We start from the raw sequence: 22,948 nt of genomic DNA on the forward strand, positions 1-22,948 counted from the left end.
GGGACGTGACCACTCGGCGGACTCGGCGTCGGGAGGTGACCCCTCAGCGGACTGGTGGCTCGACTCGCTCGATGCGCAGCCGCGCGGGCACCCGGTCGCGGTCGAAGGTGATGGAGTCGTAACCGTGCGGCCTCGGGTTGCCCTCGTCGTCCAGGGCCACCATGACGATCTCGTCGATCGTGATGATGCTCTTGCCGGTGAACACGTTGCGCACCTCGCAGCGCAGCGTCAGGGAGGAGCGGCCCCAGCGGGTCGGCAGCAGGCCCATCTCGATGATGTCGCCCTGTCGCGCGCTGGAGACGAAGTTGATCTCCGACATGTACTTCGTGACCGTGCGCTCGTTGCCGAGCTGGATGATCGCGTAGATCGCGGCCTCCTCGTCAATCCACCGCAGCAGGCTCCCGCCGAAGAGCGTGTGGTTGGCGTTGAGGTCCTCGGGCTTGACCCACTTGCGCGAGTGGAAGCGCATGTCCTCGAGCTGTCCCTGGCCGTCGTGGGCGTTGTCGTCGATCGTCACGGGGACCCAGTCTAGGCCGGTCTAGCCCGCGACCCTCCGGACGTGCAGGACCCGGAATCCCCTGGCACTCGTGAACCGCTCGACCTGCAGCCCTGGACCCAGCTCGCGCTCGATCCAGGCCTGCAGCGAGTCCGAGCCGAGGTTCTTCTGCACGACGAGATAGGCGTGCCCGTCCGGCGCGAGCCGCGGCAGCCACGTGCGCATGAGGTCGTGGAGCACGGCCTTGCCGACCCGGATCGGGGGGTTGGACCAGATCAGGTCGTATGCCGTGCCCGCCGGCACCTCCTCCGCCGTCATCGCGCGGATCCCGGTGCAGCCCAACGACTCCGCGTTGCGGCGGGTGAGGTCCAGGGAGCGCTCGTTGACGTCGACCGCGTGGATCGTGGCGTCGGGGGAGCGCAGCGCCAGCGCCAGGGCGATCGGCCCCCAGCCGCAGCCGAGGTCGAGGAAGGTGCCGGCGGCCGGCGGCGGTGGTGCCTCCGCGAGCAGCACGGCGGTGCCCTTGTCGAGGCCGTCGGGGGAGAAGGTGCCGGGGGCGGTCTCGACGTCCACGGTGCGGTCGGCCAGGCGGAGGCGGATCGACCGGCGCTCGGCCTCGGTCGCCGGCTCGCTCGACGTGAAGTAGTGCTCCTGCTGCTCGTTCATCACGTCAGACCCTAGCCCGCGGCATACGGCATGGTTTGCCGGACCGTCACCCGGGCGCACCCCGCCCGTTCACCCGAGAGGCGCAGAGTCGCCGTCATGGCCAACGTCTCTCGCCGTTCCCTGCTCACCGGCGCCCTCGGCGGCGCCGGCCTCGTCGCCCTCGGTCAGTCGACCTCCGTGGCGGCCGGCGGCAGCCCCGCACTCGTCCGTGGGCGCAGCACGCTGCCGAGCGGGGTGCAGGCGGGCGACGTCACTTCCCGCTCCGCCGTGGTGTGGTCGCGGTCCGACCGTCCCGGCCGCATGGTCGTGCGCCTGACCTCGGGCGGTCGTCGAGGCTCCTGGCGCGAGCTGGCCGGACCCTGGGCGACGCCGCGCAGCGACCTCACGGCCAAGCTCGAGCTCAAGGGCCTCGCGCCCGGCCGCGACTACGAGTACCGCGTGCAGTTCGAGGACCTCGACGGGCACCGGGGCGAGGTGGGCGTCGGGCACCTCAGCACCGCCGCCGTCCACGACGCACCGACGAGCTTCGTGTGGACCGGCGACACGGCGGGCCAGGGCTGGGGCATCAACCCCGACCTCGGCGGGATGGTCGCCTACCGCGCCATGCACGAGCTGCGCCCGGACTTCCTCATCCACTCCGGCGACAACATCTATGCCGACGGCCCGATCCAGGAGCGGGTCGTCGAGCCGGACGGCCAGGTATGGCGCAACGTGGTCACCCCGCAGGTGGCCAAGGTCGCGGAGTCGCTGGACGAGTTCCGGGGGCGCTACCGCTACAACCTCATGGACAAGAACCTGCGCGGCATGTACGCCGACGTCCCGGTCATCAGCCAGTGGGACGACCACGAGACCACCAACAACTGGTACCCCGGCGAGGTGCTCGACGACCCGCGCTACGCCCGTGAGCGGCGCGTGGACGTGCTCGCGACCCGCGCCCGCCAGGCCTTCTTCGAGTTCATGCCGATCGCCGACCGGCACGGCCGCGGGGTGCGCGACCTGGGACAGGCTCCCCGCGTCTACCGCAAGGTCGAGCGCGGCGCCCACCTGGACGTGTTCAGCCTGGACATGCGGACCTACCGCGGCGCCAACACCCCCTCGCTGGAGAAGCAACGGACGGCCTTCCTCGGCACCGAGCAGGTCGACTGGCTGCTGCGCGAGCTGCAGCGCTCCCGGGCGACGTGGAAGGTCATCGCCGCCGACATGCCGATCGGCATCATCGTGCCGGACGGCACCGACATCGAGGCGATCGCCAACCGCGATCCGGGTGCACCGCTGGGCCGCGAGCTGGAGCTCGCCTACCTCCTCAGCGAGATCAAGCGCCGCAAGATCCGCGGGGTCGTGTGGTTCACGGCCGACGTGCACTACTGCGCGGCGCACTACTACGACCCGGCCAAGGCGGCCTTCACCGACTTCGACGGCTTCCACGAGTTCGTCGCCGGCCCGATCAGCGCGGGCGGGTTCGGCCCCAACCAGATGGACGCGACCTTCGGGCCGCAGGTGCTCTTCCAGGGGGTGCCGCGCCACGCCAACCAGTCACCGCGGGACCAGCGCGCGATGTTCTTCGGCTACACCGAGGTCGATCGCGCGGGCACGATGACGGTGAGCCTGCGCAACGGGCTCGGCCAGGTGCTCTACACCAAGGAGCTTGCGCCGCAGGGACACTGACGCCCTCACGACGCGCCGTCGAGGCCCCCTGGTCATGTGGGTCGCACCACCCTAGACTGCGAGCCACCTGAGGGCGGTGCTCACCGTCCGTAGCCGCACGTCAAGGAGGACGGATGCGAGCTCTCGTCGCCATCACCCAGCTGCCAGCCACCAGCCTTCCCACCACCCGACCGATCCAGGCCGCCGGGGACCACGTCCCCGTGTCCGGGGGGAGCATCACGATCGTCGCGGTGATCGCGGCGGTCTCGCTGCTGGCTCTCGTGGTGGGCACGGTGCTGCGCTCGCAGGTGCTGCGTGCCGACACGGGGACACCGGGGATGCAGCGGGTGGCCGCCGCCATCCAGGAGGGCGCGAGCGCCTACCTCAACCGGCAGCTGCGCACCCTGGCGATCTTCGTCCTCGTGGTGTTCGCCCTGCTGTTCCTCCTGCCGGCCGACGACGGCTCCGTCCGGATCGGACGGAGCCTCTTCTTCGTGGTGGGCGCGTTGTTCTCGGCGTTCATCGGCTACCTCGGCATGACCCTCGCCGTCCAGGCCAACGTCCGCGTCGCCGCGGCGGCCCGCGACGGCCATCGGGCGCCCGGGTTCACCCTCGCGGTGCGCACCGGGGGAGCGGTCGGTATGGCGACCGTGGGTCTCGGCCTCCTCGGGGCGAGCGTGGTGGTGCTGATCTATCGCGCCGAGGCGCCCGCGGTGCTCGAGGGATTCGGTTTCGGGGCGGCGCTGCTCGCGATGTTCATGCGCGTCGGCGGCGGCATCTTCACCAAGGCCGCGGACGTCGGCGCCGACCTGGTCGGCAAGGTCGAGCAGGGCATCCCCGAGGACGACCCCCGCAACGCCGCGACGATCGCCGACAACGTGGGCGACAACGTCGGTGACTGCGCCGGCATGGCGGCCGACCTGTTCGAGTCCTACGCCGTGACCCTCGTCGCGGCCCTCATCCTCGGCAAGGCCGCCTTCGGCGAGCAGGGCCTCGTCTTCCCGCTGATCGTGCCGGCCATCGGCGTGCTGACGGCCGTCCTCGGCATCTACGTCACCCGCTCGCGCCCCGGCGAGAGCGGGCTCACCGCGATCAACCGCGGCTTCGCCATCGCCGCCGTCGTGTCCGCCGTGCTGTGCTCGATCGCCGCGTTCGTCTACCTCCCCGGCACGTTCGCCGAGCTGCGGGGCGCCGAGGCCGCCGGCATCGACCGCGACCCGCGCCTGCTGGCCATCGGCGCCGTGCTGCTGGGCATCATCCTCGCTGCCGTGATCCTCAAGATCACCGGCCACTACACCGACACCGAGTCCGAGCCCACGCGCAACGTCGCCCGCACGTCCGTCACCGGCGCGGCCACCGTCATCCTGTCCGGCATCGGCGTCGGTCTGGAGTCCGCGGTCTACACCGCCACGGTCATCGCGGGTGCGGTCTACCTCGCCTACCTGCTCGGTGGCGGCTCGGTCATCGTGTCGCTGTTCCTCATCGCCCTGGCCGGCTGCGGTCTGCTCACCACCGTCGGCGTCATCGTGGCGATGGACACCTTCGGTCCCGTCAGCGACAACGCCCAGGGCATCGCCGAGATGTCCGGCGACGTCGACGAGGCCGGCGCGCAGGTCCTCACCGACCTGGACGCGGTGGGCAACACCACCAAGGCGATCACCAAGGGCATCGCCATCGCGACGGCGGTGCTGGCCGCGACGGCGCTGTTCGGCTCCTACAACGACGCCGTCATCACGGCCCTCGCCGAGGCCGGGCGCGACACCTCCGAGGCGGTCAGCGGGTATGCCGTGACCTCGCCCAACGTGCTCGTCGGGCTGATCCTGGGCGCGGCGGTGGTCTTCCTCTTCTCCGGCCTCGCGATCGACGCCGTCACGCGCGCCGCCGGCGCCATCGTCCTCGAGGTGCGTCGCCAGTTCCGCGAGCACCCGGGGATCATGGACGGCACCGAGCTTCCGGAGTACGCCCGCGTCGTCGACATCTGCACCCGAGACTCGTTGCGAGAGCTGGCGACTCCCGGACTGCTCGCGGCCCTGGCCCCGATCATGGTCGGCTTCGGGCTGGGCTTCGGCGCCCTCGCGGGCTTCCTCGCCGGCGCGATCGGAGCTGGCGTGCTGATGGCGGTCTTCCTGGCCAACGCGGGCGGCTCGTGGGACAACGCCAAGAAGCTCGTCGAGGACGGCGCCCACGGCGGCAAGGGCTCCGACGCCCACGCCGCCACGGTCATCGGCGACACGGTCGGCGACCCGTTCAAGGACACCGCCGGCCCGGCCATCAACCCGCTGATCAAGGTGATGAACCTCGTCGCCGTGCTCATCGCCCCCGCCGTCGTGCAGATGTCGGTCGGCGCCGGAGCCTCACCGTGGCTCCGCGCGGGCATCGCCCTCCTCGCCCTGGCGATCATCGCCGCCGCGATCCTCGTGTCCCGACGCCGCGTCGACGACGCCCTGCCGGAGGTCGAGCACCTCGTCGGCCCCTCGCCGGACCTGCCCGCCCGAGGCGAGCACCCGCACCTGGACAAGGTCCGGGACCTCGACTGACCCCGCCCCCGCCCCCGCCCCAAGATCGTGAGGGTTTCGTCCAAGAATCTTGGACCAAACCCTCACGATCGTGGCGCGGGGGGCGCGTGGGCGGCGCTTCGTGAGCCGAGAGCTCAGTTTGGGTCGTCTGGTGGGCGTTGCGGGGCGCGTGGGCGGCGCTTCGTGAGCTGGGAGCTCAGTTTGGGTCGTCTGGTGGGCGTTGCGGGGCGCGTGGGCGGCGCTTCGTGAGCCGGGAGCTCAGTTTGAGCCGTTGGTCGAGCGGCCCACCTGTCAGCTGTAGTGGAAGCGAGCCTGCAGGACGACCAGGTCGTCACCGTCGACGAGATGCACGAGGCGGTAGCGTCACGCGCACTCTTCGGCCGACGGGACTGATCAGCCCAGCCCAGCCCAGCCCAGCTCGCGCCGGTCGCGTGTCACCTAACCGCGGTCGCCAGCAGGGCGTCGGTCGAGCGCTCCTGGGCTGCCACGAGGCCGGCATACCGGCCCTCGAGGGCGAGGAGCTGGTCGTGGGTGCCGACCTCGACCACGCGGCCGTGGTCGAGCACGACGATCTGGTCGGCGTCGCGCACCGTCGAGAGGCGGTGGGCGATCGTGATCGTGGTGCGGCCGCGGCTCAGGTGGTCCAGTGCCTCCTGGACGGCGCGCTCGGTGCGGTTGTCGAGCGCGCTGGTGGCCTCGTCGAGGACCAGGACGCGCGGGTCGCGAAGGATGGTGCGGGCCAGCGCGATCCGCTGCTTCTCGCCGCCGGAGAAGCGGTAGCCGCGGGCGCCGACGACGGTGTCGTAGCCGTCGGGGAGGGAGGCGATCAGGTCGTGGACCTGCGCCGCGCCGGCGGCCGCGACGACCTCCTCGTCGGTGGCGCCGGGTCGGGCATACCGGAGGTTGTCGGCGATGGACGCGTGCAGCAGGTAAGGGTCCTGGCTGACCGTGCCGACGATCCCGGTCACGGTGTCGAGACGGAGCTGACGCAGGTCGACGCCGTCGATGGTCACGCGTCCCGCGTCGGGGTCGTGCAGCCGGCTGACCAGGGCCGCGAGCGTCGACTTGCCGGACCCCGTGGCGCCGACCAGGGCGACGGTGGAGCCGGCGGGGACGGTGAGGTCGACCTCGTGGAGGGCGTCCCGGTCGGCGCCGGGATAGCGCAGCGTCACTCCCTCGAAGCGCACCTCGCCGCGGGCCTGCTCGGGGTCGAGGGGGACCGGGTGCTCCGGGTCGGTGATGGTCGCGGGGAGGTCGAGGTACTCGAAGATGCGGCTGAACAGCGCCTTGCTCGTCGTGAGCTGGATGCCGACGTTGAGCACTCCCATGAGGGGGCGGAAGAGCCCGGCCTGCAGCCCGGTGAACGCCACGAGCGTGCCGATCGACATGCCCTGCCCGGTCGCGGGCAGACCGGCGGCGAGATAGATGAGCGCCGGGATGGCGGCGAAGATGATGGACATCGTCCCCATGCGCCACCGGCCTGCCATCTGGGACTGCAGCTCGAGCTCGGTCAGCGTCTCGGAGGACCGCGAGAACCGCTGCGACAGAGCGGGACCCGCGCCCATCGTCTTGGCGAGCACGACCCCGTTGATGGACAGGGACTCCTCGATCTGGGTCTGCATGTCGGCGAGCGTGCGCTGGGCGCGGGTCTGGACGCTGCGGCGCAGGCGGGCGACCCGGCGGCTCAGCCAGATGGCGGGCGGCAGGACGACCAGGCTGATCAGTGACAGGCGCCAGGACAGGGCCGCCATGGCCACGGCGGTGCCGATCGCGGTCGTGACGTTGCTCGCGATCGAGGTGGCCGAGTCGGTGACCACGCCCTGCATGCCGTTGATGTCGTTGGTGAGCCGGCTCTGCAGCTCGCCGCCGCGCGTGCGGGTGAAGAACCCGAGGGGCTGGCGCTGCAGGTGCGCGAACAGGTCGGTGCGCAGCGTGTGCATGACGCGCTGGCCGGTGCGGGTCGCGAGCCAGGTCTGCACGACGCCGAAGAGCTGGGTCACGACGGTGACGGCGAGGATGCCGCCGACGAGCCTGAGCAGGAGCGGGACGTCCTGGTGGGGGATGGCGTCGTCGATGAGGGCCTTGGTCAGGAACGGCGGGGCGAGGCCGATGATCGCGGTGAGGATGATGAGCCCGAGCACGACGGCCATGGGCAGCGCGTGCGGGGCGAAGAGTCGCGCGACGCGCGAGAGGGGGACGGGGTGCTCGTCGAGCTGGGCGAGGTCGGCCTTGCTGACGCGCAGGCCGGCGCGGTTGCCGCGGCCGGGAGCCGGGCCCGGGCCGCCGAGGTCGGGGGAGACTGTCGTGATGATCACGTCCTTCGTGAGGTGATATGGTGAGGTTACCTCACTATGAGGTGGCATGGCAAGATGGCCGTATGACGAACCGCCCCGATGCCGACCTGCCCTCGCTGCTCATGCAGGCCGGTCGCGAGATGCGCCGCCTCAAGGTCGCCGCGCTCGAGCCGTACGGCATCACCCCGCACCAGTCGCGGGCCCTCGGGACCGTGTCGCGGCTCGAGGGGGAGTGCGAGGTGCGGCCCTCCGTCATCGCCGAGCGGCTGGGCATCGCGCCGCGCTCGGCCACCGAGGTCATCGACGCCCTCGAGGGTGCGGGTCTGCTGCGACGAGCCCCGAGCCCCACCGACCGCCGGGCCACCGTGGTCGAGCTCACCGAGCAGGGCCGGGCCGTGCGAGCGCGCATCGAGGCCGACCGGGCGAGCCAGGTCGGGTCCTACGTCGGGTCCCTGTCCGTCGCCGACCAGGAGCAGCTGCGCACCCTCCTCGTGCGCCTGCTCGGCGCCTCGCCCGACGACACGCCCTGAGCTGGGGGCTCAGTAAGGGTCGTCTGGTGGCCGTTCGCGGGCTCGTGGGCGGCACACACTGAGCTGGGAGCTCAGTTCGGGTCGTCGTCCCATCGCCCGTTGCCCGGACCCCGGATCGCGTCGGGCGCGGCATACGGCAGGGCTGTCGGACGTTGCAGTTATTGGCTCGCCGCCCAGGTGTGGCCCGTGCGACCCTTGAGGGGATATGACTTCTACTCCACACTTCGACCTCTTCCAGTCCCGCGCCGAGGCGCTCGCTGACGAGGACGCACCGTTCGACCGGTCCCAGCTCGACGACGAGAGCGACCACGGCTACGACGGCGACCAGTTCGACCGCGAGGAGCGCACCGCCCTGCGGCGCGTCGGTGGCCTCTCGACCGAGCTCGAGGACGTCACCGAGGTCGAGTACCGCCAGCTGCGCCTGGAGCGCGTCGTCCTCGCCGGCGTCTGGACCGAGGGCACCGCGACCGATGCCGAGAACTCGATCCGCGAGCTCGCGGCGCTCGCCGAGACCGCCGGCTCGACCGTCCTGGACGGCGTGATCCAGCGTCGTCAGCGCCCCGACGCCGGCACCTTCCTCGGCAGCGGCAAGGCGGCCGAGCTGCACGACATCGTGGTCGCCGAGGGCGCCGACACCGTCATCTGCGACGGTGAGCTCACGCCCAGCCAGCGCCGCGCCCTCGAGGACATCGTCAAGGTCAAGGTCATCGACCGGACCGCGCTGATCCTCGACATCTTCGCCCAGCACGCCAAGTCCCGCGAGGGCAAGGCGCAGGTCGAGCTGGCCCAGCTGCAGTACCTCCTGCCGCGCCTGCGCGGCTGGGGCGAGTCGATGTCCCGCCAGGCCGGTGGCCAGGCCGCCGGTGGTGTCGGCATCGGCTCCCGCGGTCCGGGTGAGACCAAGATCGAGCTCGACCGGCGCCGCATCAACACCAAGATCGCGCAGCTCAAGCGCGAGATCCGCCGCATGAAGACCGGCCGCGACGCCAAGCGCTCCAGCCGCAAGGCCAACGAGATCCCCAGCGTGGCGATCGCCGGCTACACCAACGCCGGCAAGTCCTCGTTGCTCAACCGCCTCACCGGCGCGGGTGTGCTCGTGCAGAACCAGCTCTTCGCGACGCTGGACCCGACGGTGCGCCGCGCCGAGACCCCGGACGGGCGGCCCTACACCCTGGCCGACACGGTGGGCTTCGTGCGGGCGCTGCCCCACCAGCTGGTCGAGGCCTTCCGCTCCACGCTCGAGGAGGTCGGCGAGTCGGACCTGCTCCTGCACGTCGTCGACGGCTCGCACCCCGACCCCGAGGGGCAGATCAGCGCGGTGCGCGCGGTCATGGCCGAGGTGGGCGGTGACCGCCTCAAGGAGGTCATCGTCATCAACAAGGCCGACCTCGCCGACCCCGAGGTGCTGATGCGCCTGCGGGCCAACGAGAAGCACTCGATCGTCGTGTCGGCCCGCACGGGCGAGGGCGTCGACGAGCTGCGCCGGCTCATCGCCGAGGAGCTCCCGCAGCCCGAGATCCCGGTCGACGTGCTGCTGCCCTACGACCGCGGCGACCTGGTCAGCCGCCTCCACGCCGACGGCGAGGTCGTCACCGAGGAGCACACGCCCGAGGGCACGCTCGTCCACGCGATGGTGCACCCGCGGCTGGCCGGGGAGCTCACACCGTATGCCGTGCAGGCCGCCGCCTCGCGCTGAGCCCGGCGTCAGCCCCTGCAGCATCGAGGCCCCGATCACCGTCCTGCGGTGACCGGGGCCTCGTCATACCTCCGAACCCCGGCACCCCCGAACCCCCGCACCCCCCAGGTGCCCGTGGCCCGCCGTTTCGTCCTAGGCTCCGACCATCACGCCCCCAACGTCGGAGGTCCTCCCCGTCATGTCGCCTGCTCGTCGTACCTCGATCATCGGCACCGTCGCCCTCGCCCTCGTCGGCCTGGCGCCACTGTCCCCGGCCACGGCCGCGCCCGGCGGCGACCACCCCGGCAAGGGGAGGGGCAAGGACAAGGCGCTCGACCTCACCGTCCTCGCCACCACCGACGTGCACGGCAACGTCATGGACTGGGACTACTTCAAGAATGCGCCGTATGCCGAGAGGTCGGGCGAGTCGGTCGGCCTCGCCCGGGTCGCCACCGCCATCGACCAGGTCCGGGCGGCCAAAGGCGCCGAGAGCACGATCGTGGTCGACAACGGTGACGCTCTCCAGGGCACGCCGATGACCTATCTCTACGGCTCCAAGGACCCTGTCACCCGGTCCGGCCTCACCCACCCGATGGCCGCCGCCTACAACGCCATCGGCTACGACGCCCAGGTCGTCGGCAACCACGAGTTCAACTACGGGCTGGACCTGCTGCGCACCTACCGCTCGCAGCTGCGCTTCCCCCTCCTCGGCGCCAACGTGACGGACGAGCAGCCGGGCGTCCTCGGCCTCAAGCCCTACACCCTCGTCAACCGCCACGTCGCCGGTCACAAGCCCGTCGAGGTGGGCATCCTCGGCCTCACCACGCCCGGGTCGGCGATCTGGGACAAGGCCAACGTCAACGGGCGCCTGCGGTTCGGCGACATGGTGACCGCGGCCAAGAAGTACGTCCCCGAGATGCGCCGCAAGGGGGCCGACGTCGTCGTCGTGCTGTCGCACTCGGGCGAGGGCGGGACGTCGTCATACGGCCCCGAGCTGCCGCCGGAGAACGTCTCCGACGTCATCGCTCGCGAGGTGCCCGGGATCGACGTGGTCGTGGCCGGGCACAGCCACCGGGACGTCCCCCAGAAGCGCATCGTCAACGAGGTCACCGGACGGGAGGTGCTGCTGACGCAGCCCTATCGCTGGGCGGCGTCCGTGTCGCAGGTCGACCTGCGGCTGGTCAAGGAGCGCGGCCGGTGGGCCGTGGCCTCCAGCGCCGCGACCTCCTTGCGCGGCAAGGACTTTGCGCCGAACCCCCGGGTCGTCAAGGCCGTCCAGCCCTATCACAACGCGACCGTCGCCTATGTGAACCAGGTCGTGGCGCGGTCCTCCCAGGAGCTGTCCGCGGTGGAGTCGCGCTACAAGGACACGGCGATCATCGACTTCATCCAGCAGGTCCAGACCGACGAGGTGCGACGCGGCCTGGCCGGGACGCCGCAGGCCGCGCTGCCCGTGCTGTCGATCGCCGCGCCGTTCAGCCGGACCGCGGTGTTCCCGCAGGGCGACGTGACGATCCGCGACATCGCGGGGCTCTACATCTACGACAACACCCTCGAGGCGGTCCAGCTGTCCGGGGCCCAGGTCAAGGCCTACCTCGAGCACTCCGCGGGGTACTTCGCGCCGGTGCCGGCCGGAGGCACCTTCGACCCCGCCACCATGACGGGGGCAGGTGGCACCCCCGACTACAACTACGACATCGTCTCCGGGGTCTCCTACGACATCGACCCGTCCCGGCCGGTGGGGTCGCGCATCACCGGGCTGCGCCGCACCGACGGCACCCCGGTCGCCGACACCGACCAGTTCGCCGTGGCCGTCAACAACTACCGACGCTCGGGCGGCGGGAACTTCCCGGGGATCTCGACCGCGCCGGTGATCTACAACCAGCAGAAGGAGATCCGCCAGCTCCTGATCGACTGGGCCGCCGCCAAGGGCGTGATCGACCCCGCCGACTTCTTCGTCCCGAGCTGGCGCCTCACCGCGGGCGGCGTGCCGTTGGTTCCCTGAGCGGAGTGAGGCGGGCCGGCCCCCGGAAGGGGCCGGTCCGTCCTGGCAGGGGGGGGCAGGTCTCGTCGGGTTGACGGTCAGGTGAGGCCCTGCCGCGCGTCGTCCAGGCAGGTCGCGCGCTTGCCCCGCGGGGTGCCGATGCTGCGCAGGCAGGTGCAGCGGCGCCCGTCTCGGCCGGCGTCCCCGGCGAGCCGGGACCAGACGAAGCGTTCCATCTGCAGGTGCTCCCCGAAGTCCAGCTCCCCGCCGTCGACCAGCGGGGCGAGGTCGTGGGCGACCGTGATCCTGCACTCGCCCAAAGGGATCCGCTCAGCCAGGGCCGCCAGCCGTTCCTCCGTCCACTCGGTGCCCTCCCAGTCCCCCTCGTCGACCGCCTCCGGCACGTCGACCCGACCCTCCAGGGTGCGGCGCGGCTCCCGCGTGGTGAACGCGAGGCTCTGGGCGCGGCAGCCCTCGCCGCCGAGGTAGGCGTGCAGATGACCGCCGAGGGTGGCCACCATGACCAGGGCGTCGTGCGTGACGTCGAACCGGGACGTGCCGCCGGGGTGGTCCACGGTCACGGCATACGGTATCTGCTGGAGGCCTCGGGGTCGACGGCGCGGTAATCGGGTGGGGGCCTGTCGGAGGGTACGGCTAACGTCGGGCTCATGGCCACCGCCCCGCCCCACCGTGCCGTCCCCGCAGACGCTCCGACGACCGTCGAGACCTCGCGCCTGCGGCTGCGGCCCCCGCGGATCGAGGACGCGGCCTTCCACCACGCGCTGCACTCCGACGAGCGCCTCTTTCGCCACGCGCCATGGGCCGTCACGACCGACCGGACAACCAACCTCGTGGGCCTGCAGACCTGGGTCGAGGCCTGGGAGACCGACGGATTCGGCTACTGGGTGGTCGAGGACCGCCCGTCGGGGCGCCTGCTCGGGATGGCGGGGGTGCGCCCCCTCCCGCACGACAAGGAGGGGGTCGCCAACCTCTACTACCGCTTCGCCCTGGAGTGCCACGGCCAGGGCCTGGGACGCGAGGCGGCGCGAGCGGTGACGGCCTGGGCCGCGGAATGGCTGCCGGGGTGGACGGTGCGGGCCGTGGCGCGCGACGACAACGCCGCGTCGGGGCGCACGGCGGCCTCGGCGGGGCTGCTGCGCGGCGATCCGCACGTGATCCCCGGCGATCCCGTCGAGCTGGGGCCGTCGCGGGCGTGGTGGCTGCCGCAGGTGCAGGTCGCCGGTGCTGACGAGCGCTCCGTGGGTGCTGGGCTGCGGGACCAGATGCTCGACCTGTGGTGCGCGGTCAACGTGGCCGGGGGAGCGGTGGGCTTCACCCGGGACGCACCTCGCGCGGACGTGGCGGAGCGGCTCGACGAGGCACTGGAGCGCACCGACGACGACCGCCGGACCCTCGGGATCATGAGCGACCGCGGTGGGCGGCTGCTGGCCTTCGGCTGGTGGATCCGCAGCGATGACGGGCTCTTTCGTCATACGGCCACCCTGCAGAGGTTCATGGTCGACCCGGACGTGCGGGGTCGCAACCTCGGCCGGGTCGCTCTGGGTGGGCTCCACGCCGTGGCGCGGTCGCTGCCCGGGGTGGAGCAGGTCGATCTCGTCTATCGCAGCGGGCTGGGGCTCGGCCGGTTCTACGGATCGATGGGGTGGGTCGAGGTGGGGCGCGCGCCGCGGTCGATCTGGGTGAGTGCCGACGACCGCCGTGACAGCGTGTGGATGGCCAGGTCGGTGACCGGCGCACCGTTGGTGGCGGAGGGATCGTTGTGAGCCGTATGGCGATTCGCGCGGGACGCCTCGACGACCTGATGCACCTGCCCGCCCTGGACGCCTCTGGTGGCGTGCACTTCCGCGGCGCCGGGATGGACCTGGTGGCGGACATGCCTCCGGACCCGCCGGAGGCCTTCGAGCCGGCTCTGGCCGCGGGCACGCTGTGGGTGGCGGTGGACGAGGGTGACCTCCCGGTGGGTTTCGTGCGGGTCGAGCCGGTCGACGGCCGGCCGCACGTCGGTCAGCTCAGCGTCCACCCCGACCACGCCGGGCACGGGCTCGGGGCGCGGCTGCTCGAGACGGCCGAGGCGTGGGCCCGGACCGCGGGGCACGAGGACATGACACTGACCACCTATCGCGACGTGCCGTGGAACGGCCCGTACTACGAGCGGCTGGGGTGGCGGGTGCTGCCCGAGTCGTCGCACGGTCGGGGGCTGGCTGCTGCGCGGCAGCACGAGCGGAGCCTGGGCCTGGACCGATGGCCGCGTCAGGCGATGGTCAAGCACCTGACGCCGGGCCTGACACCCGGCCCGCGGGGGCGACCGGTCGTCACGACGGACCGGATCACCTTGCGCCCCATGACGATCGAGCACCTGCCCCTCCTGCACCGCCTGGACTCCGACCCGGAGGCAATGCGCCACCTGCTGGGGCGCGCGCGGACGCCGCAGGAGATCGACGACTTCTGGGGGCCGCGGTGCGCCGATACGAGCGGGGACACGCTGGGTCTGGGGTGGTGGGTCGGCTTCGGGACTGACGACTTCCTCGGCTGGTGGGACCTCGGTCGCAGCGACTCCGAGCCGGGCTCCGCCCTGCATCCGGACGCCGCGGAGATCGGGTGGCGGCTCGAGCGGCGTCACTGGCGCCAGGGCCTCGCGACCGAGGGGGCCCTGGCGCTGGTGCGCCACGGCTTCGAGACCGTCGGGCTGCGCCGGATCTGGGCCGAGACGATGGCCGTCAACACCGGGTCACGCGGGGTGATGCGCAGGCTCGGGATGCGGCACGTGAGCACCGAGGTCCGGACGTGGGACGAGCCGTTGCCGGGCGCGGAGGAGGGCGAGGTGACCCACGAGATCACCGCCGATGAGTGGCGCGCCCATCAGAGGAGCACTCACTGGGTATGGCAATGGTGGCCCGACTCCCCGCCTGACGAACGCCGCGACCGACACGGAGGGGCTCACCCGGAGCGCGGTGGCGAGCCTCAGTCGAGTGGGCGCTTGAGCCCGGCGTGGGTCGCGACGTAGCCGAGCCGCTCGTAGAAACGGTGGGCGTCCGCGCGCGAGAGATCGGTCGTGAGCTGAGCGAGCGACGCGCCACGCTCGTGGCCCCAGGCGTGGGCCCACGCGAACATCGCTGCGCCGAGGCCGGATCCACGCTCCGACGGGGAGACTCGGACGCCCTCGACCTGCAACCTGGTCGCGGCCGAGCGGGACAGCCCGGGCAGGAGGGTGAGCTGCATGGTGCCCACCACCTCGCCGCCCGCGTCGCGGACCACCACGAGCAGGTGCGACCGGTCGCTGTCGATGCGGTGGAACGCTGCGACATACGGCTCCGGGTCCTCGACCTCCCGCTCTGCTCCGAGGGGGTCGTCGCGCAGGAGGCCGACGATGGCCGGGACGTCGGCGAGCCCGGCCCGCTGGACCGTGAGGTCGCGGCCGTCGACGACGAGGTGGTCGAGGTCCTCGGTCGCAGGTTCGGCGACGAAGAGGCAGAAGGGGTGCCCCGCGGGATCGGCATAGACGTAGAGCGGCTCGTCGGGGTCGTCGGACCGGTCGAGGAGCAGGCGTGCACCGAGCGCCAGGGCGCGAGCGTGGTGCTCCCCCAGCGCTGCCAGGTCAGGGACGGTGAGGTCCAGGTGCAGCTGCATCGGGACGTCCGGCGCCGGCCACGTGGTCCGCTCGAGGTGCTCCACGTGCTGGAAGGCCAGCGTCCGCGTGCCGTCCGGCCGGGTCAGCACCAGCCAGTCTCCGTCGTCGGGCGCCGGGTCCCCCGGCGGCTCGTCGCCGGGCCGGTAGACCAGCCCGAGCAGCCGGCGGTAGAACTCCGCCAGGGCTCGGATGTCCACCGCGTCGAGCACGGTGTGCAGCACGGACGGGTTCTGACTCATGACCTGATTGTCCGTCGCGCCGATCGCGCGTGCACAGCTGCGCCCCGACGGGTCGCATCACGTCAGGTGGCCTGTCGGGGCTCATCGACCGTCGGCGGCCTTGCGATAGACCGAGACGTGGGACGTCGACGCGGAGGTGAACGGCGTGCCCTGCCAGTCGGCGTGGCGGGACTCCGGCTCGAAACCGGCGAGGCGGGCCATCAGGTCCAGCTCCGACGGCCAGACGTAGCGGTGCGGCGTGCGGCCGACCGTCGCCGAGCGCCCTTCGCCGAAGGTGAAGTGGTGCGACACCAGGCGCTGCGTGGCGATGTCGAGGGTGTCGACGAGGATGTAGCCGTCCTCCACCGCACCGACGATCGCGGGCAGGCCGGGCGCCATCTGCTGCAGCTGCGGCACCCACAGCTCGATCACGAACCTCCCACCCGGCCGCAGGTGGGCGGCGGCGTTGCGGAAGCACTCGACCTGCGCGTCCTGGGTCAGCAGGTTGCCGATGGTGTTGAAGACCAGGTAGACGAGCGAGAACTCGCCCGGGACACGGGTGCGCGCTATGTCGCCCTGCGTGACGGGAGCTCCTCGGGGCTCGCCTTCTCGCGCAGCCGGTCGATCATCGGCCGGCTGATCTCGATGCCGCTCACCTCGATCCGGCGCCGCCCCAGCGGTATGGCGACCCGCCCGGTCCCGACGGCGAGCTCGAGGGCGCGGCCGTTCTCGGCCAGCTCGGCGAGGCGGTCGACGGTGGGGCCGAGGACCTCGGGCGCCTCCATGCCGGTGCCCGGGGTGTCGTAGGTCGCTGCGGCGCGGGCGTCCCACAGCTGCTCCTGGGTCAGGTGGTCGAGCGCTGTCACGTCATGGGGCATGGCGCCCAGCCTGCCCGGGCCCGAGGCGTGCCGGCCACTGGTTTGCGGGCGACTGCTTTGCGGGCGACAGCAGACGTCAGGTCGACGCGGCCGGTTCGCCGAAGAAGGTCCGCAGGTGCGCCGCGACCTCCTCGGCCCAGGGCTCGCGCAGCAGCGTGAAGTGGTCACCGCTGATCTCGACCTGGTGGTGCGGGCCGATGAGGTGCGGGGCCCACCGGGAGCGGGCGTCCTTCTCGGGGGACTGCGCCACGAGCACGAGGGTCTCGCCGGGCCACGGCTGGGAGCGATAGGCGCGCGCAAGCGCGTCGGACTGCAGGAAGAACCGCCACGCGTCCGTGGCCCCGGTGGTGTCGCGCAGCGAGGCGCGGACGAGGCGGACCAGCGAGCGGGCGCGCGCCGGGGGCGAGGTGCCTTCCTCGGGCTCGGGGTGCAGCGACGGCTCGGGCGGGAAGGAGTCGATGATCGCCAGCCGGGCGTCCTGCCCGACGGCGCGCAGCTGGTGGCACATCTCGAAGGCCACGAGCCCGCCGAAGCTGTGCCCCGCCAGCAGGTAGGGCCCCTCGGGCTGCACCCGCCGCACGACCTTGACGTAGCGCCGGGCGAGGCGGCGCAGGGTCAGGTCGGGCAGGCCACGGGCCTCGAGCACGGGATTCTGGAGCGCGTATGCCGGCCGCCCGCCGAGTCGCAGGGCGATGGGTCGCAGCGCGATGCCGATGCCTCCCGCGCCGGCGAGGAGGAACACCGGACGCTCAGCAGGCCGGCACCCGGCGTCGTTTGCCGCGGCCTCGGCACCCTCAGCCGCACCGGCGGGGCCGGCGCCCGCTCCGGTCACGAGTGGGACCAGGCAGTGGTCGGGACCGGCCCCCGTGCCGCGGACCGCCTCGGCGAAGTCGGCGAGCACGGGAGCCTGCGCGAGGACGGTGGTGCGGGCCCGGTCGGGGTCGACGCCGAGCTCGGACACCAGCCGCGCCATGAGCGCCTCGGCGGCCAGCGAGTCCCCGCCCAGGGCGAAGAAGTCGGAGTCGGGCCGCAACGGGCCGTCGTGCTCCAGCGCGGCCGCCCACTGCTCGGCGACCAGCGCCTCCCAGCGGGAGGTGTGGGCCCCGGACAGCTCCCGCTCCGGTGCCTCGGGCAGGGCGGCGCGGTCGATCTTGCCGCGGTCGTTGCGGGGCAGCGCGCCAACGAGCACGAAGGCCTCGGGGATCATGTGGGCCGGCAGCTGCCCGCGCAGGGCCTGCCGCCACGCCGCCTCGAGCCCCGGGTCGGGCAGCTCCGCGCCGGGGAGCCCGGCACCGGTCGGGGGCGCCGGGAGACGGCGGTGGACGACATACGCCACCAGCCTGGTCCGACCGTCGCCCGGGCGCGGGCCGCTGACCACGACGGCCTCACGGACGTCGTCGAGCGTGAACAGCGCGGCGTCCACCTCGCCGGGGTCGACGAGGTAGCCGCGCACCTTGACGCTGTGGTCGGCCCGCCCCACGATCTGGATCGCGCCGTCGGGCAGGACGCGGCCGAGGTCGCTGGTGCGGTAGCGGCGCGTGCCGTCCGCGAGGTCCGCGAAGGCCTCGGCCGTGGCCTCGGGGAGCTGCCAGTAGCCGGTCGCGACCTGCGGCGCCGTGACGACGAGCCGACCCGTGGCCCAGGGTGCCGCCGGGGTGCCGTGCTCGTCCATGACGCTCAGCACGGTCCGGCCGACCCCGCGGCCGGCCGGGAGCGGGCCGTCCAGGGGCGGGTGCTCGGGGCCGACGACGTACTCGGCGATCAGGCCCGTCTCCGACGAGCCGTAGCGGTTGCGCACGAGGCAGCCGGCCGGCAGCAGCGGGCGCACCGCCTCGACGTCCCGGCCGTATGACGCCTCGCCGGCCACCGTGAGGCTGCGCAGCGTCGCGAGCATCGCCGGGTCGGGCGCGGTGGCGACGAAGCCGCGCAGGATCGCGGGGCTGGTGATCATGAGCGTGCAGCCGTGCTCGGCGATGACGGCGGGCAGACCGGCGATCCCGCGGCTGCGGGCGTCGTACAACCGCATCCGCGCTCCGACGAGCAGGCCGTGCAGGGTCGTGGTCAGGCCGGCGTGGAAGGCGATGGGCAGGGTGTGCGCGATGGTGTCGGCCGAGGAGTAGCAGCCGGTGGCGATCGAGCTGTTCCAGGCGTCGCGGACGAGCAGGCGGTGGTCGTTGGCGACGGGCTTGGGCGTGCCCGTGGACCCGGACGTGAAGGCGAGGGCTGCTACGGAGGTCGGTGACGGTGGGTCACCCCACAGGATCTGGGGATCGGCGGGTTCGAGGCCGCGGACCGAGAGGGGGACGACGTGCAGCTCGGACGCGAGTCGCTCGTTGGCCGGGTCGGTGACGAGCAGTCGTGCACCGGCGCGCTCGACCAGCTGGGCCTGGCGGGGGCCGGGCGTGCGGGGGTCCAGCACGAGCACCGGGTGCCCCGAGGCGACCACGGCCAGCAGCGTCACCACGGCATCGACGGTGTGGTCGCAGCACATGGCGACGGTCGCGGCGGCGCCGAAGGCGTCCTCGCCGTGACGTGCCGGGGGCGGGTCGAGCGCGTCGAGCGCCTGGCGGATCCCGCGCAGGACGCCGGCCGCCCTCGCAGCGACCTGGCCGTAGGTCAGGGACGTGTCCTCGTCGGACACGGCGACGGCGTCGGGTCGCGTCGATGTCACCCGCCGGAACCGTGGCAGCACCCCGTCGTCCACGTCGGACTCGGACAGCTCTGTCCAGACGCTCTCGCTCATTGATGCCCCCACCGATCCTGCGGCCTGATCGGTCTCAGGCCACCCCCAGGGTCACGGTACGTGTCGGTCGTGGGCCGCGTCACCAGGACACGAGCCAGACAGCCAGCGTCAGGAGGCCGGCTGTCAGGAGAAGTCGAGCCTCATCTGGGGCGGGGCGTACGCCGGGTCGACCCCGTCGAACAGGCTCGAGATCGAGGCCCCCGCGTGGATGCGGGCGATGGCCTCGGCGAACAGGTCAGCCGTCGAGCAGACCTTGAGCTCCGGCCAGCCCTGCGGCGACGGCACGGTGTCGGTGGTGACGACCTCGCTGATCATCGGGTGGCCCCGCAGCCGCTCGACGGCCCTGCCGGTGAACAGTCCGTGGGTGCAGGCCACGGCCGCCTGCTGGCACCCGACCTCCTGCAGCTTGTCGAGCAGCTCGACGATGGACCCGCCGGTCGCGATCTCGTCATCGAGGACGATCGCCGTCTTGCCGTCGACGTCACCGACGATCATGTCGATCTCGACCTTGTCGTCGCCCTTGCGCTGCTTGGACCCGGCCGCGACGGGCAGTCCCAGCAGCCGCGCCAGCAGGGAGGCGGTCTTGGCGTTGCCGAAGTCGGGGGAGACCACGACGTGGTTGCTCAGGTCCCGCTCGCGGAAGTGGTCGGCCAGCACACCGGTCGCCGTCAGGTGGTCGACCGGCACCGAGAAGAAGCCGTGCACCTGCGGCGCGTGCAAGGTCATGGTGAGGACGCGGTGGGCGCCGGCCGTCTGGATCAGGTCGGCCACCATGCGGCCGCCGAAGGAGATGCGCGAGGCGTCCTTCTTGTCCGACCGGGCGTAGGCGAAGTGGGGCATGACGGCGGTGATCGAGGCGGCGGAGGCGCCGCGGGCCGCGTCGATCATCAGCAGCAGCTCGAAGAGGTGCTCCTGGGTCGGCGGCACCAACGGCTGGATGAGGTAGACGTCCTTCTGCCGGCAGTTCTCCAGCAGCTGCACCTGCAGGCAGTCGTTGCTGAACCGGACGATGTCGACCCCCGACAACGGGACCCCCAGCTCGTCGCAGATCCGTCGGGCGAGCTCGGGGTGGGCGCTGCCGGAGAAGACCACGATGTCACGCACGAGGGGCACCTTCGAGGGGACGAGGGGAGCGGGCTGCGGCCAGCATATCGACGCCGCGCGGCCCCGGCGCGCCAACGCGTGGCGGGGGTCTGTCACACCGGTGCCATAGGGTTGCGGCGTGCCGCACCCAGACCTTGATCGCTACCTCGACGCTGCCGTCGGAGGGGTCGGTGGCAGCACCCGCCCCGGCCAGGTGCAGATGGCGCAGGCCGTGTCCGACGCGATCGACCGGGACGAGCACCTGCTGGTCCAGGCCGGCACGGGCACCGGCAAGTCCCTGGCCTATCTCGTGCCGAGCCTGCTGCACGCCCTGAGCAGCGACAAGCCGGTCGTGGTCGCCACCGCGACGCTGGCCCTGCAGGCCCAGATCGTCGACCGCGACCTGCCCCGCCTCGCCCAGGCGGTCACCCCGCTGGCGGGCAGGCGGCCGTCATACGCGCTGGTCAAGGGCCGTCGCAACTATGTCTGCCTGCACAAGCTCGACGGCGGTATGCCGGACGACGACGCGGACTCCCTGCTCGGTGTCGGCGCCGTCGACGCGGGCGTCGGACGCCTCGGGCAGGAGGTCCTGCGGCTGCGCAGCTGGGCCGAGCACACCGTCTCCGGCGACCGCGACGAGCTGGTGCCCGGCGTCAGCGAGCGGGCGTGGCGCCAGGTCAGCGTGAGTGCGCAGGAGTGCCTCGGCACCAAGTGCCCCCAGCGTGCGGAGTGCTTCGTGGAGCGGGCGCGCGAGGCCGCCAAGGACGTCGACGTGGTCGTGACCAACCACTCCTTCATGGCGATCGACGCCTTCGAGGGGCGGATGATGCTGCCCGAGCACGACGTCCTGGTCGTCGACGAGGCGCACGAGCTCGTGGACCGCGTCACGGCGACGGTCACCGACGAGCTGAGCGCCGGCATGATCGCCGCGGCCTCCCGCCGCTGCGGCAAGCTCGCCGACGCCTCGGCGCTCGCGGAGGCCGGCGACATCCTGAGCGAGGTCGTCGAGTCGCTCGAGGAGGGGCGTCTGACGGATCCGCCGCAGTCGTTGATCCAGGCGCTGTCCCGCGTGCGAGACACCGCCCGCTCGGTGCTGACGGAGCTCAAGCCTGACAAGGGTCAGGAGGACGGTCCGGACGCCGGTGCCCGCAAGGTGGCCCAGGCCGCCGTCGACGAGACCTTCGACACCGCCGAGCGGATCCTCGAGGGGCGCGAGCTCGACGTCGTGTGGCTGTCCAAGGACCCGCGGCGCGGGGGAGTGCTGCGCGTCGCGCCCATGAGCGTGGCGATGCTGCTGCGGGACAAGCTGTTCGGCGAGCGGACCGTCGTGATGACCTCCGCGACCCTGGAGCTCGGCGGCACGTTCGACGCGGTCGCGGGGACGCTGGGCCTGCGCGGCGACGGCGCGCCCGGCTACACCGGCCTCGACGTCGGCTCTCCCTTCGACTACCCCAAGCAGGCGATCGCGTATGTCGCCAAGCACCTGCCCCCGCCCGGGCGGGACGGCACGGCGGACCAGACCCTCGACGAGATCGAGGCGCTCGTGCGGGCCTCGGGTGGCCGGGCGCTCGGGCTGTTCTCGTCCATGCGGGCCGCGCAGGCGGCGACCGAGGCGCTGCGCGAGCGGTTCGCGGCGGACGGCACCGACATCGAGGTCCTGTGCCAGGGCGAGGACCAGACCACGACTCTCGTGCGGCAGTTCGCGCGCGAGCCACGCGTCGCGCTGTTCGGCACCATGACGCTCTGGCAGGGCGTCGACGTGCCCGGCACGGCCTGCCAGGTCGTGATCATCGACCGCATCCCGTTCCCGCGCCCCGACGACCCGCTGGCGTCTGCCCGCACCCAGGCGATCGGGCGCATGGGCGGCAACGGCTTCATGGCCGTCTCGGCGACCCACGCCGCGCTGCGCCTCGCCCAGGGCGCCGGTCGGCTGATCCGCCGCGGCGACGACCGCGGGGTCGTGGCCTTCCTCGACTCGCGCATGATCACCGCGCGCTACGCCGGCTTCCTGCAGCGGTCGCTGCCGCCGTTCTGGCCGACCACCGACCGTGAGCTCGTCCTCAACGCCCTGCGCCGCCTCGACGAGACCGCCGCGCCCGTCACCCCGGTGCACGAGCCGGCGCTGCGCTCCCTGACGGGCGAGGTCACCGAGGACGCCGTCTCGACCACGCCGCGACCCTCCGCCACCGAGCCCCACCCCGCGCCGCCCTCCACCCGCACCGCCGTCACGAGCGGCCACCCGTGGACCGACGACGAGGACACCGAGCTGCGCGAGGGCATCGACGCAGGCCTCTCCCTGGACGAGCTCGCCGACCACTTCGAGCTGGAGCCCGAGGTGGTCGAGGCGCGGCTCGCGACGCTCAAGCTCTCCCTGCAGCCCCAGAGCGGCTTCACCTTCGACGCGTGACCCTCGCTGCGCCGCGCGGCAGTGCGCGGCACCTGACCCAGCCCCGTGGCGAGGCCGTCTCATGCTGCAGGGCGAGACGCGTTCGGCGGGGTGAGGCTGCGCGCGGGTGGCGAGGTCGTCTCATGCTGCAGGGCGAGACGCGTTCGGCGGGGTGCGACTGCGTGC

General features: G+C 72.5%; 17 protein-coding genes and 1 pseudogene. 8 read left to right on the plus strand and 10 right to left on the minus strand.

Annotated features, from left to right (window positions below):
- Window positions 1–43 precede the first annotated feature (43 nt).
- Together B4E97_RS14355 and B4E97_RS14360 are read right to left on the minus strand one after the other, a co-directional pair.
- Complete coding sequence (locus tag B4E97_RS14355) at window positions 44–469, minus strand: acyl-CoA thioesterase (RefSeq protein ID WP_029212603.1); 426 nt, start codon at window positions 467–469, stop codon at window positions 44–46.
- A 69-nt stretch (window positions 470–538) separates the two neighbouring features.
- Complete coding sequence (locus B4E97_RS14360; RefSeq protein ID WP_286960365.1) at window positions 539–1,162, minus strand: class I SAM-dependent methyltransferase; 624 nt, start codon at window positions 1,160–1,162, stop codon at window positions 539–541.
- A 96-nt stretch (window positions 1,163–1,258) separates the two neighbouring features.
- Here B4E97_RS14360 and B4E97_RS14365 point away from each other — a divergent pair, with 96 nt between their 5' ends.
- Together B4E97_RS14365 and B4E97_RS14370 are read left to right on the plus strand one after the other, a co-directional pair.
- Window positions 1,259–2,827 carry an alkaline phosphatase D family protein gene (locus B4E97_RS14365; protein ID WP_286960367.1) on the plus strand — a complete coding sequence of 523 codons (1,569 nt, stop codon included), beginning with the start codon at window positions 1,259–1,261 and terminating at the stop codon, window positions 2,825–2,827.
- Between the two features lie 113 nt (window positions 2,828–2,940).
- Window positions 2,941–5,343: a sodium-translocating pyrophosphatase gene (locus B4E97_RS14370; RefSeq protein WP_239264562.1), complete on the plus strand. Its 2,403-nt coding sequence runs from the start codon at window positions 2,941–2,943 to the stop codon at window positions 5,341–5,343.
- A 413-nt stretch (window positions 5,344–5,756) separates the two neighbouring features.
- On the opposite strand, the gene B4E97_RS14375 is transcribed toward B4E97_RS14370, so the two are convergent.
- Window positions 5,757–7,634, minus strand: coding sequence for an ABC transporter ATP-binding protein (locus B4E97_RS14375; RefSeq protein WP_414632800.1), 1,878 nt, complete (start codon window positions 7,632–7,634; stop codon window positions 5,757–5,759).
- Window positions 7,635–7,699: 65 nt separating this feature from the next.
- Between B4E97_RS14375 and B4E97_RS14380 the strand changes: the two genes are divergently transcribed.
- The 3 genes from B4E97_RS14380 to B4E97_RS14390 all read left to right on the plus strand — a co-directional run bounded on the left by B4E97_RS14380 (window position 7,700) and on the right by B4E97_RS14390 (window position 11,826).
- Complete coding sequence (locus tag B4E97_RS14380) at window positions 7,700–8,146, plus strand: MarR family winged helix-turn-helix transcriptional regulator (RefSeq protein ID WP_029212707.1); 447 nt, start codon at window positions 7,700–7,702, stop codon at window positions 8,144–8,146.
- A gap of 205 nt (window positions 8,147–8,351) precedes the next feature.
- Window positions 8,352–9,842: a GTPase HflX gene (gene hflX / locus B4E97_RS14385; RefSeq protein ID WP_286960371.1), complete on the plus strand. Its 1,491-nt coding sequence runs from the start codon at window positions 8,352–8,354 to the stop codon at window positions 9,840–9,842.
- 178 nt (window positions 9,843–10,020) lie between these two features.
- Window positions 10,021–11,826 carry a bifunctional metallophosphatase/5'-nucleotidase gene (locus B4E97_RS14390; protein WP_286960374.1) on the plus strand — a complete coding sequence of 602 codons (1,806 nt, stop codon included), beginning with the start codon at window positions 10,021–10,023 and terminating at the stop codon, window positions 11,824–11,826.
- A 77-nt stretch (window positions 11,827–11,903) separates the two neighbouring features.
- On the opposite strand, the gene B4E97_RS14395 is transcribed toward B4E97_RS14390, so the two are convergent.
- The gene (locus B4E97_RS14395) at window positions 11,904–12,386 is read right to left on the minus strand and encodes a peptidase (protein ID WP_286960376.1); all 483 of its coding nucleotides are present in this window, start codon (window positions 12,384–12,386) and stop codon (window positions 11,904–11,906) included.
- An 87-nt stretch (window positions 12,387–12,473) separates the two neighbouring features.
- On the opposite strand from B4E97_RS14395, the gene B4E97_RS14400 reads away from it, so the two are divergent.
- Together B4E97_RS14400 and B4E97_RS14405 are read left to right on the plus strand one after the other, a co-directional pair.
- Window positions 12,474–13,589 (plus strand): GNAT family N-acetyltransferase, encoded by a 1,116-nt coding sequence (locus tag B4E97_RS14400; protein ID WP_286960378.1) that lies wholly within the window; start codon window positions 12,474–12,476, stop codon window positions 13,587–13,589.
- A 5-nt stretch (window positions 13,590–13,594) separates the two neighbouring features.
- Window positions 13,595–14,830 (plus strand): GNAT family N-acetyltransferase, encoded by a 1,236-nt coding sequence (locus B4E97_RS14405; RefSeq protein ID WP_084412995.1) that lies wholly within the window; start codon window positions 13,595–13,597, stop codon window positions 14,828–14,830.
- Here B4E97_RS14405 and B4E97_RS14410 read toward each other — a convergent pair.
- The 6 genes and pseudogenes from B4E97_RS14410 to B4E97_RS14430 all read right to left on the minus strand — a co-directional run bounded on the left by B4E97_RS14410 (window position 14,788) and on the right by B4E97_RS14430 (window position 20,397).
- A complete protein-coding gene (locus B4E97_RS14410) occupies window positions 14,788–15,195 on the minus strand; it encodes a GNAT family N-acetyltransferase (RefSeq protein ID WP_286960593.1) in 408 nt (135 codons plus the stop codon). The genes B4E97_RS14405 and B4E97_RS14410 overlap by 43 nt on opposite strands.
- Window positions 15,196–15,285: 90 nt before the next feature.
- Window positions 15,286–15,693, minus strand: a pseudogene (locus tag B4E97_RS14415) (VOC family protein); the annotation flags it as partial.
- A gap of 81 nt (window positions 15,694–15,774) precedes the next feature.
- The gene (locus tag B4E97_RS19025) at window positions 15,775–16,104 is read right to left on the minus strand and encodes a hypothetical protein (protein ID WP_349681187.1); all 330 of its coding nucleotides are present in this window, start codon (window positions 16,102–16,104) and stop codon (window positions 15,775–15,777) included.
- Between the two features lie 134 nt (window positions 16,105–16,238).
- The gene (locus B4E97_RS19030) at window positions 16,239–16,550 is read right to left on the minus strand and encodes a class I SAM-dependent methyltransferase (RefSeq protein ID WP_349681188.1); all 312 of its coding nucleotides are present in this window, start codon (window positions 16,548–16,550) and stop codon (window positions 16,239–16,241) included.
- Between the two features lie 76 nt (window positions 16,551–16,626).
- Complete coding sequence (locus B4E97_RS14425; RefSeq protein ID WP_029212713.1) at window positions 16,627–19,293, minus strand: AMP-binding protein; 2,667 nt, start codon at window positions 19,291–19,293, stop codon at window positions 16,627–16,629.
- 123 nt (window positions 19,294–19,416) lie between these two features.
- Window positions 19,417–20,397, minus strand: a complete 981-nt coding sequence (locus B4E97_RS14430; protein ID WP_286960381.1) for a ribose-phosphate diphosphokinase — start codon at window positions 20,395–20,397, stop codon at window positions 19,417–19,419.
- A gap of 118 nt (window positions 20,398–20,515) precedes the next feature.
- Between B4E97_RS14430 and B4E97_RS14435 the strand changes: the two genes are divergently transcribed.
- Window positions 20,516–22,783, plus strand: coding sequence for an ATP-dependent DNA helicase (locus tag B4E97_RS14435; RefSeq protein WP_286960384.1), 2,268 nt, complete (start codon window positions 20,516–20,518; stop codon window positions 22,781–22,783).
- Window positions 22,784–22,948 lie beyond the last annotated feature (165 nt).

Origin of the sequence: Arsenicicoccus sp. UBA7492, assembly GCF_002479615.1 — a bacterium.
In the GTDB taxonomy this organism is placed as follows: domain Bacteria; phylum Actinomycetota; class Actinomycetes; order Actinomycetales; family Dermatophilaceae; genus Arsenicicoccus; species Arsenicicoccus bolidensis.

Coding starts and splice junctions, on each gene's coding strand:
- B4E97_RS14355 (WP_029212603.1), bottom strand. CDS start 469: ATGCGCTTCCACTCGCGCAAGTGGGTCAAGCCCGAGGACCTCAACGCC.
- B4E97_RS14360 (WP_286960365.1), bottom strand. CDS start 1,162: ATGAACGAGCAGCAGGAGCACTACTTCACGTCGAGCGAGCCGGCGACC.
- B4E97_RS14365 (WP_286960367.1), top strand. CDS start 1,259: ATGGCCAACGTCTCTCGCCGTTCCCTGCTCACCGGCGCCCTCGGCGGC.
- B4E97_RS14370 (WP_239264562.1), top strand. CDS start 2,941: ATGCGAGCTCTCGTCGCCATCACCCAGCTGCCAGCCACCAGCCTTCCC.
- B4E97_RS14380 (WP_029212707.1), top strand. CDS start 7,700: ATGACGAACCGCCCCGATGCCGACCTGCCCTCGCTGCTCATGCAGGCC.
- hflX (WP_286960371.1), top strand. CDS start 8,352: ATGACTTCTACTCCACACTTCGACCTCTTCCAGTCCCGCGCCGAGGCG.
- B4E97_RS14390 (WP_286960374.1), top strand. CDS start 10,021: ATGTCGCCTGCTCGTCGTACCTCGATCATCGGCACCGTCGCCCTCGCC.
- B4E97_RS14400 (WP_286960378.1), top strand. CDS start 12,474: ATGGCCACCGCCCCGCCCCACCGTGCCGTCCCCGCAGACGCTCCGACG.
- B4E97_RS14405 (WP_084412995.1), top strand. CDS start 13,595: ATGGCGATTCGCGCGGGACGCCTCGACGACCTGATGCACCTGCCCGCC.
- B4E97_RS19030 (WP_349681188.1), bottom strand. CDS start 16,550: ATGCCCCATGACGTGACAGCGCTCGACCACCTGACCCAGGAGCAGCTG.
- B4E97_RS14425 (WP_029212713.1), bottom strand. CDS start 19,293: ATGAGCGAGAGCGTCTGGACAGAGCTGTCCGAGTCCGACGTGGACGAC.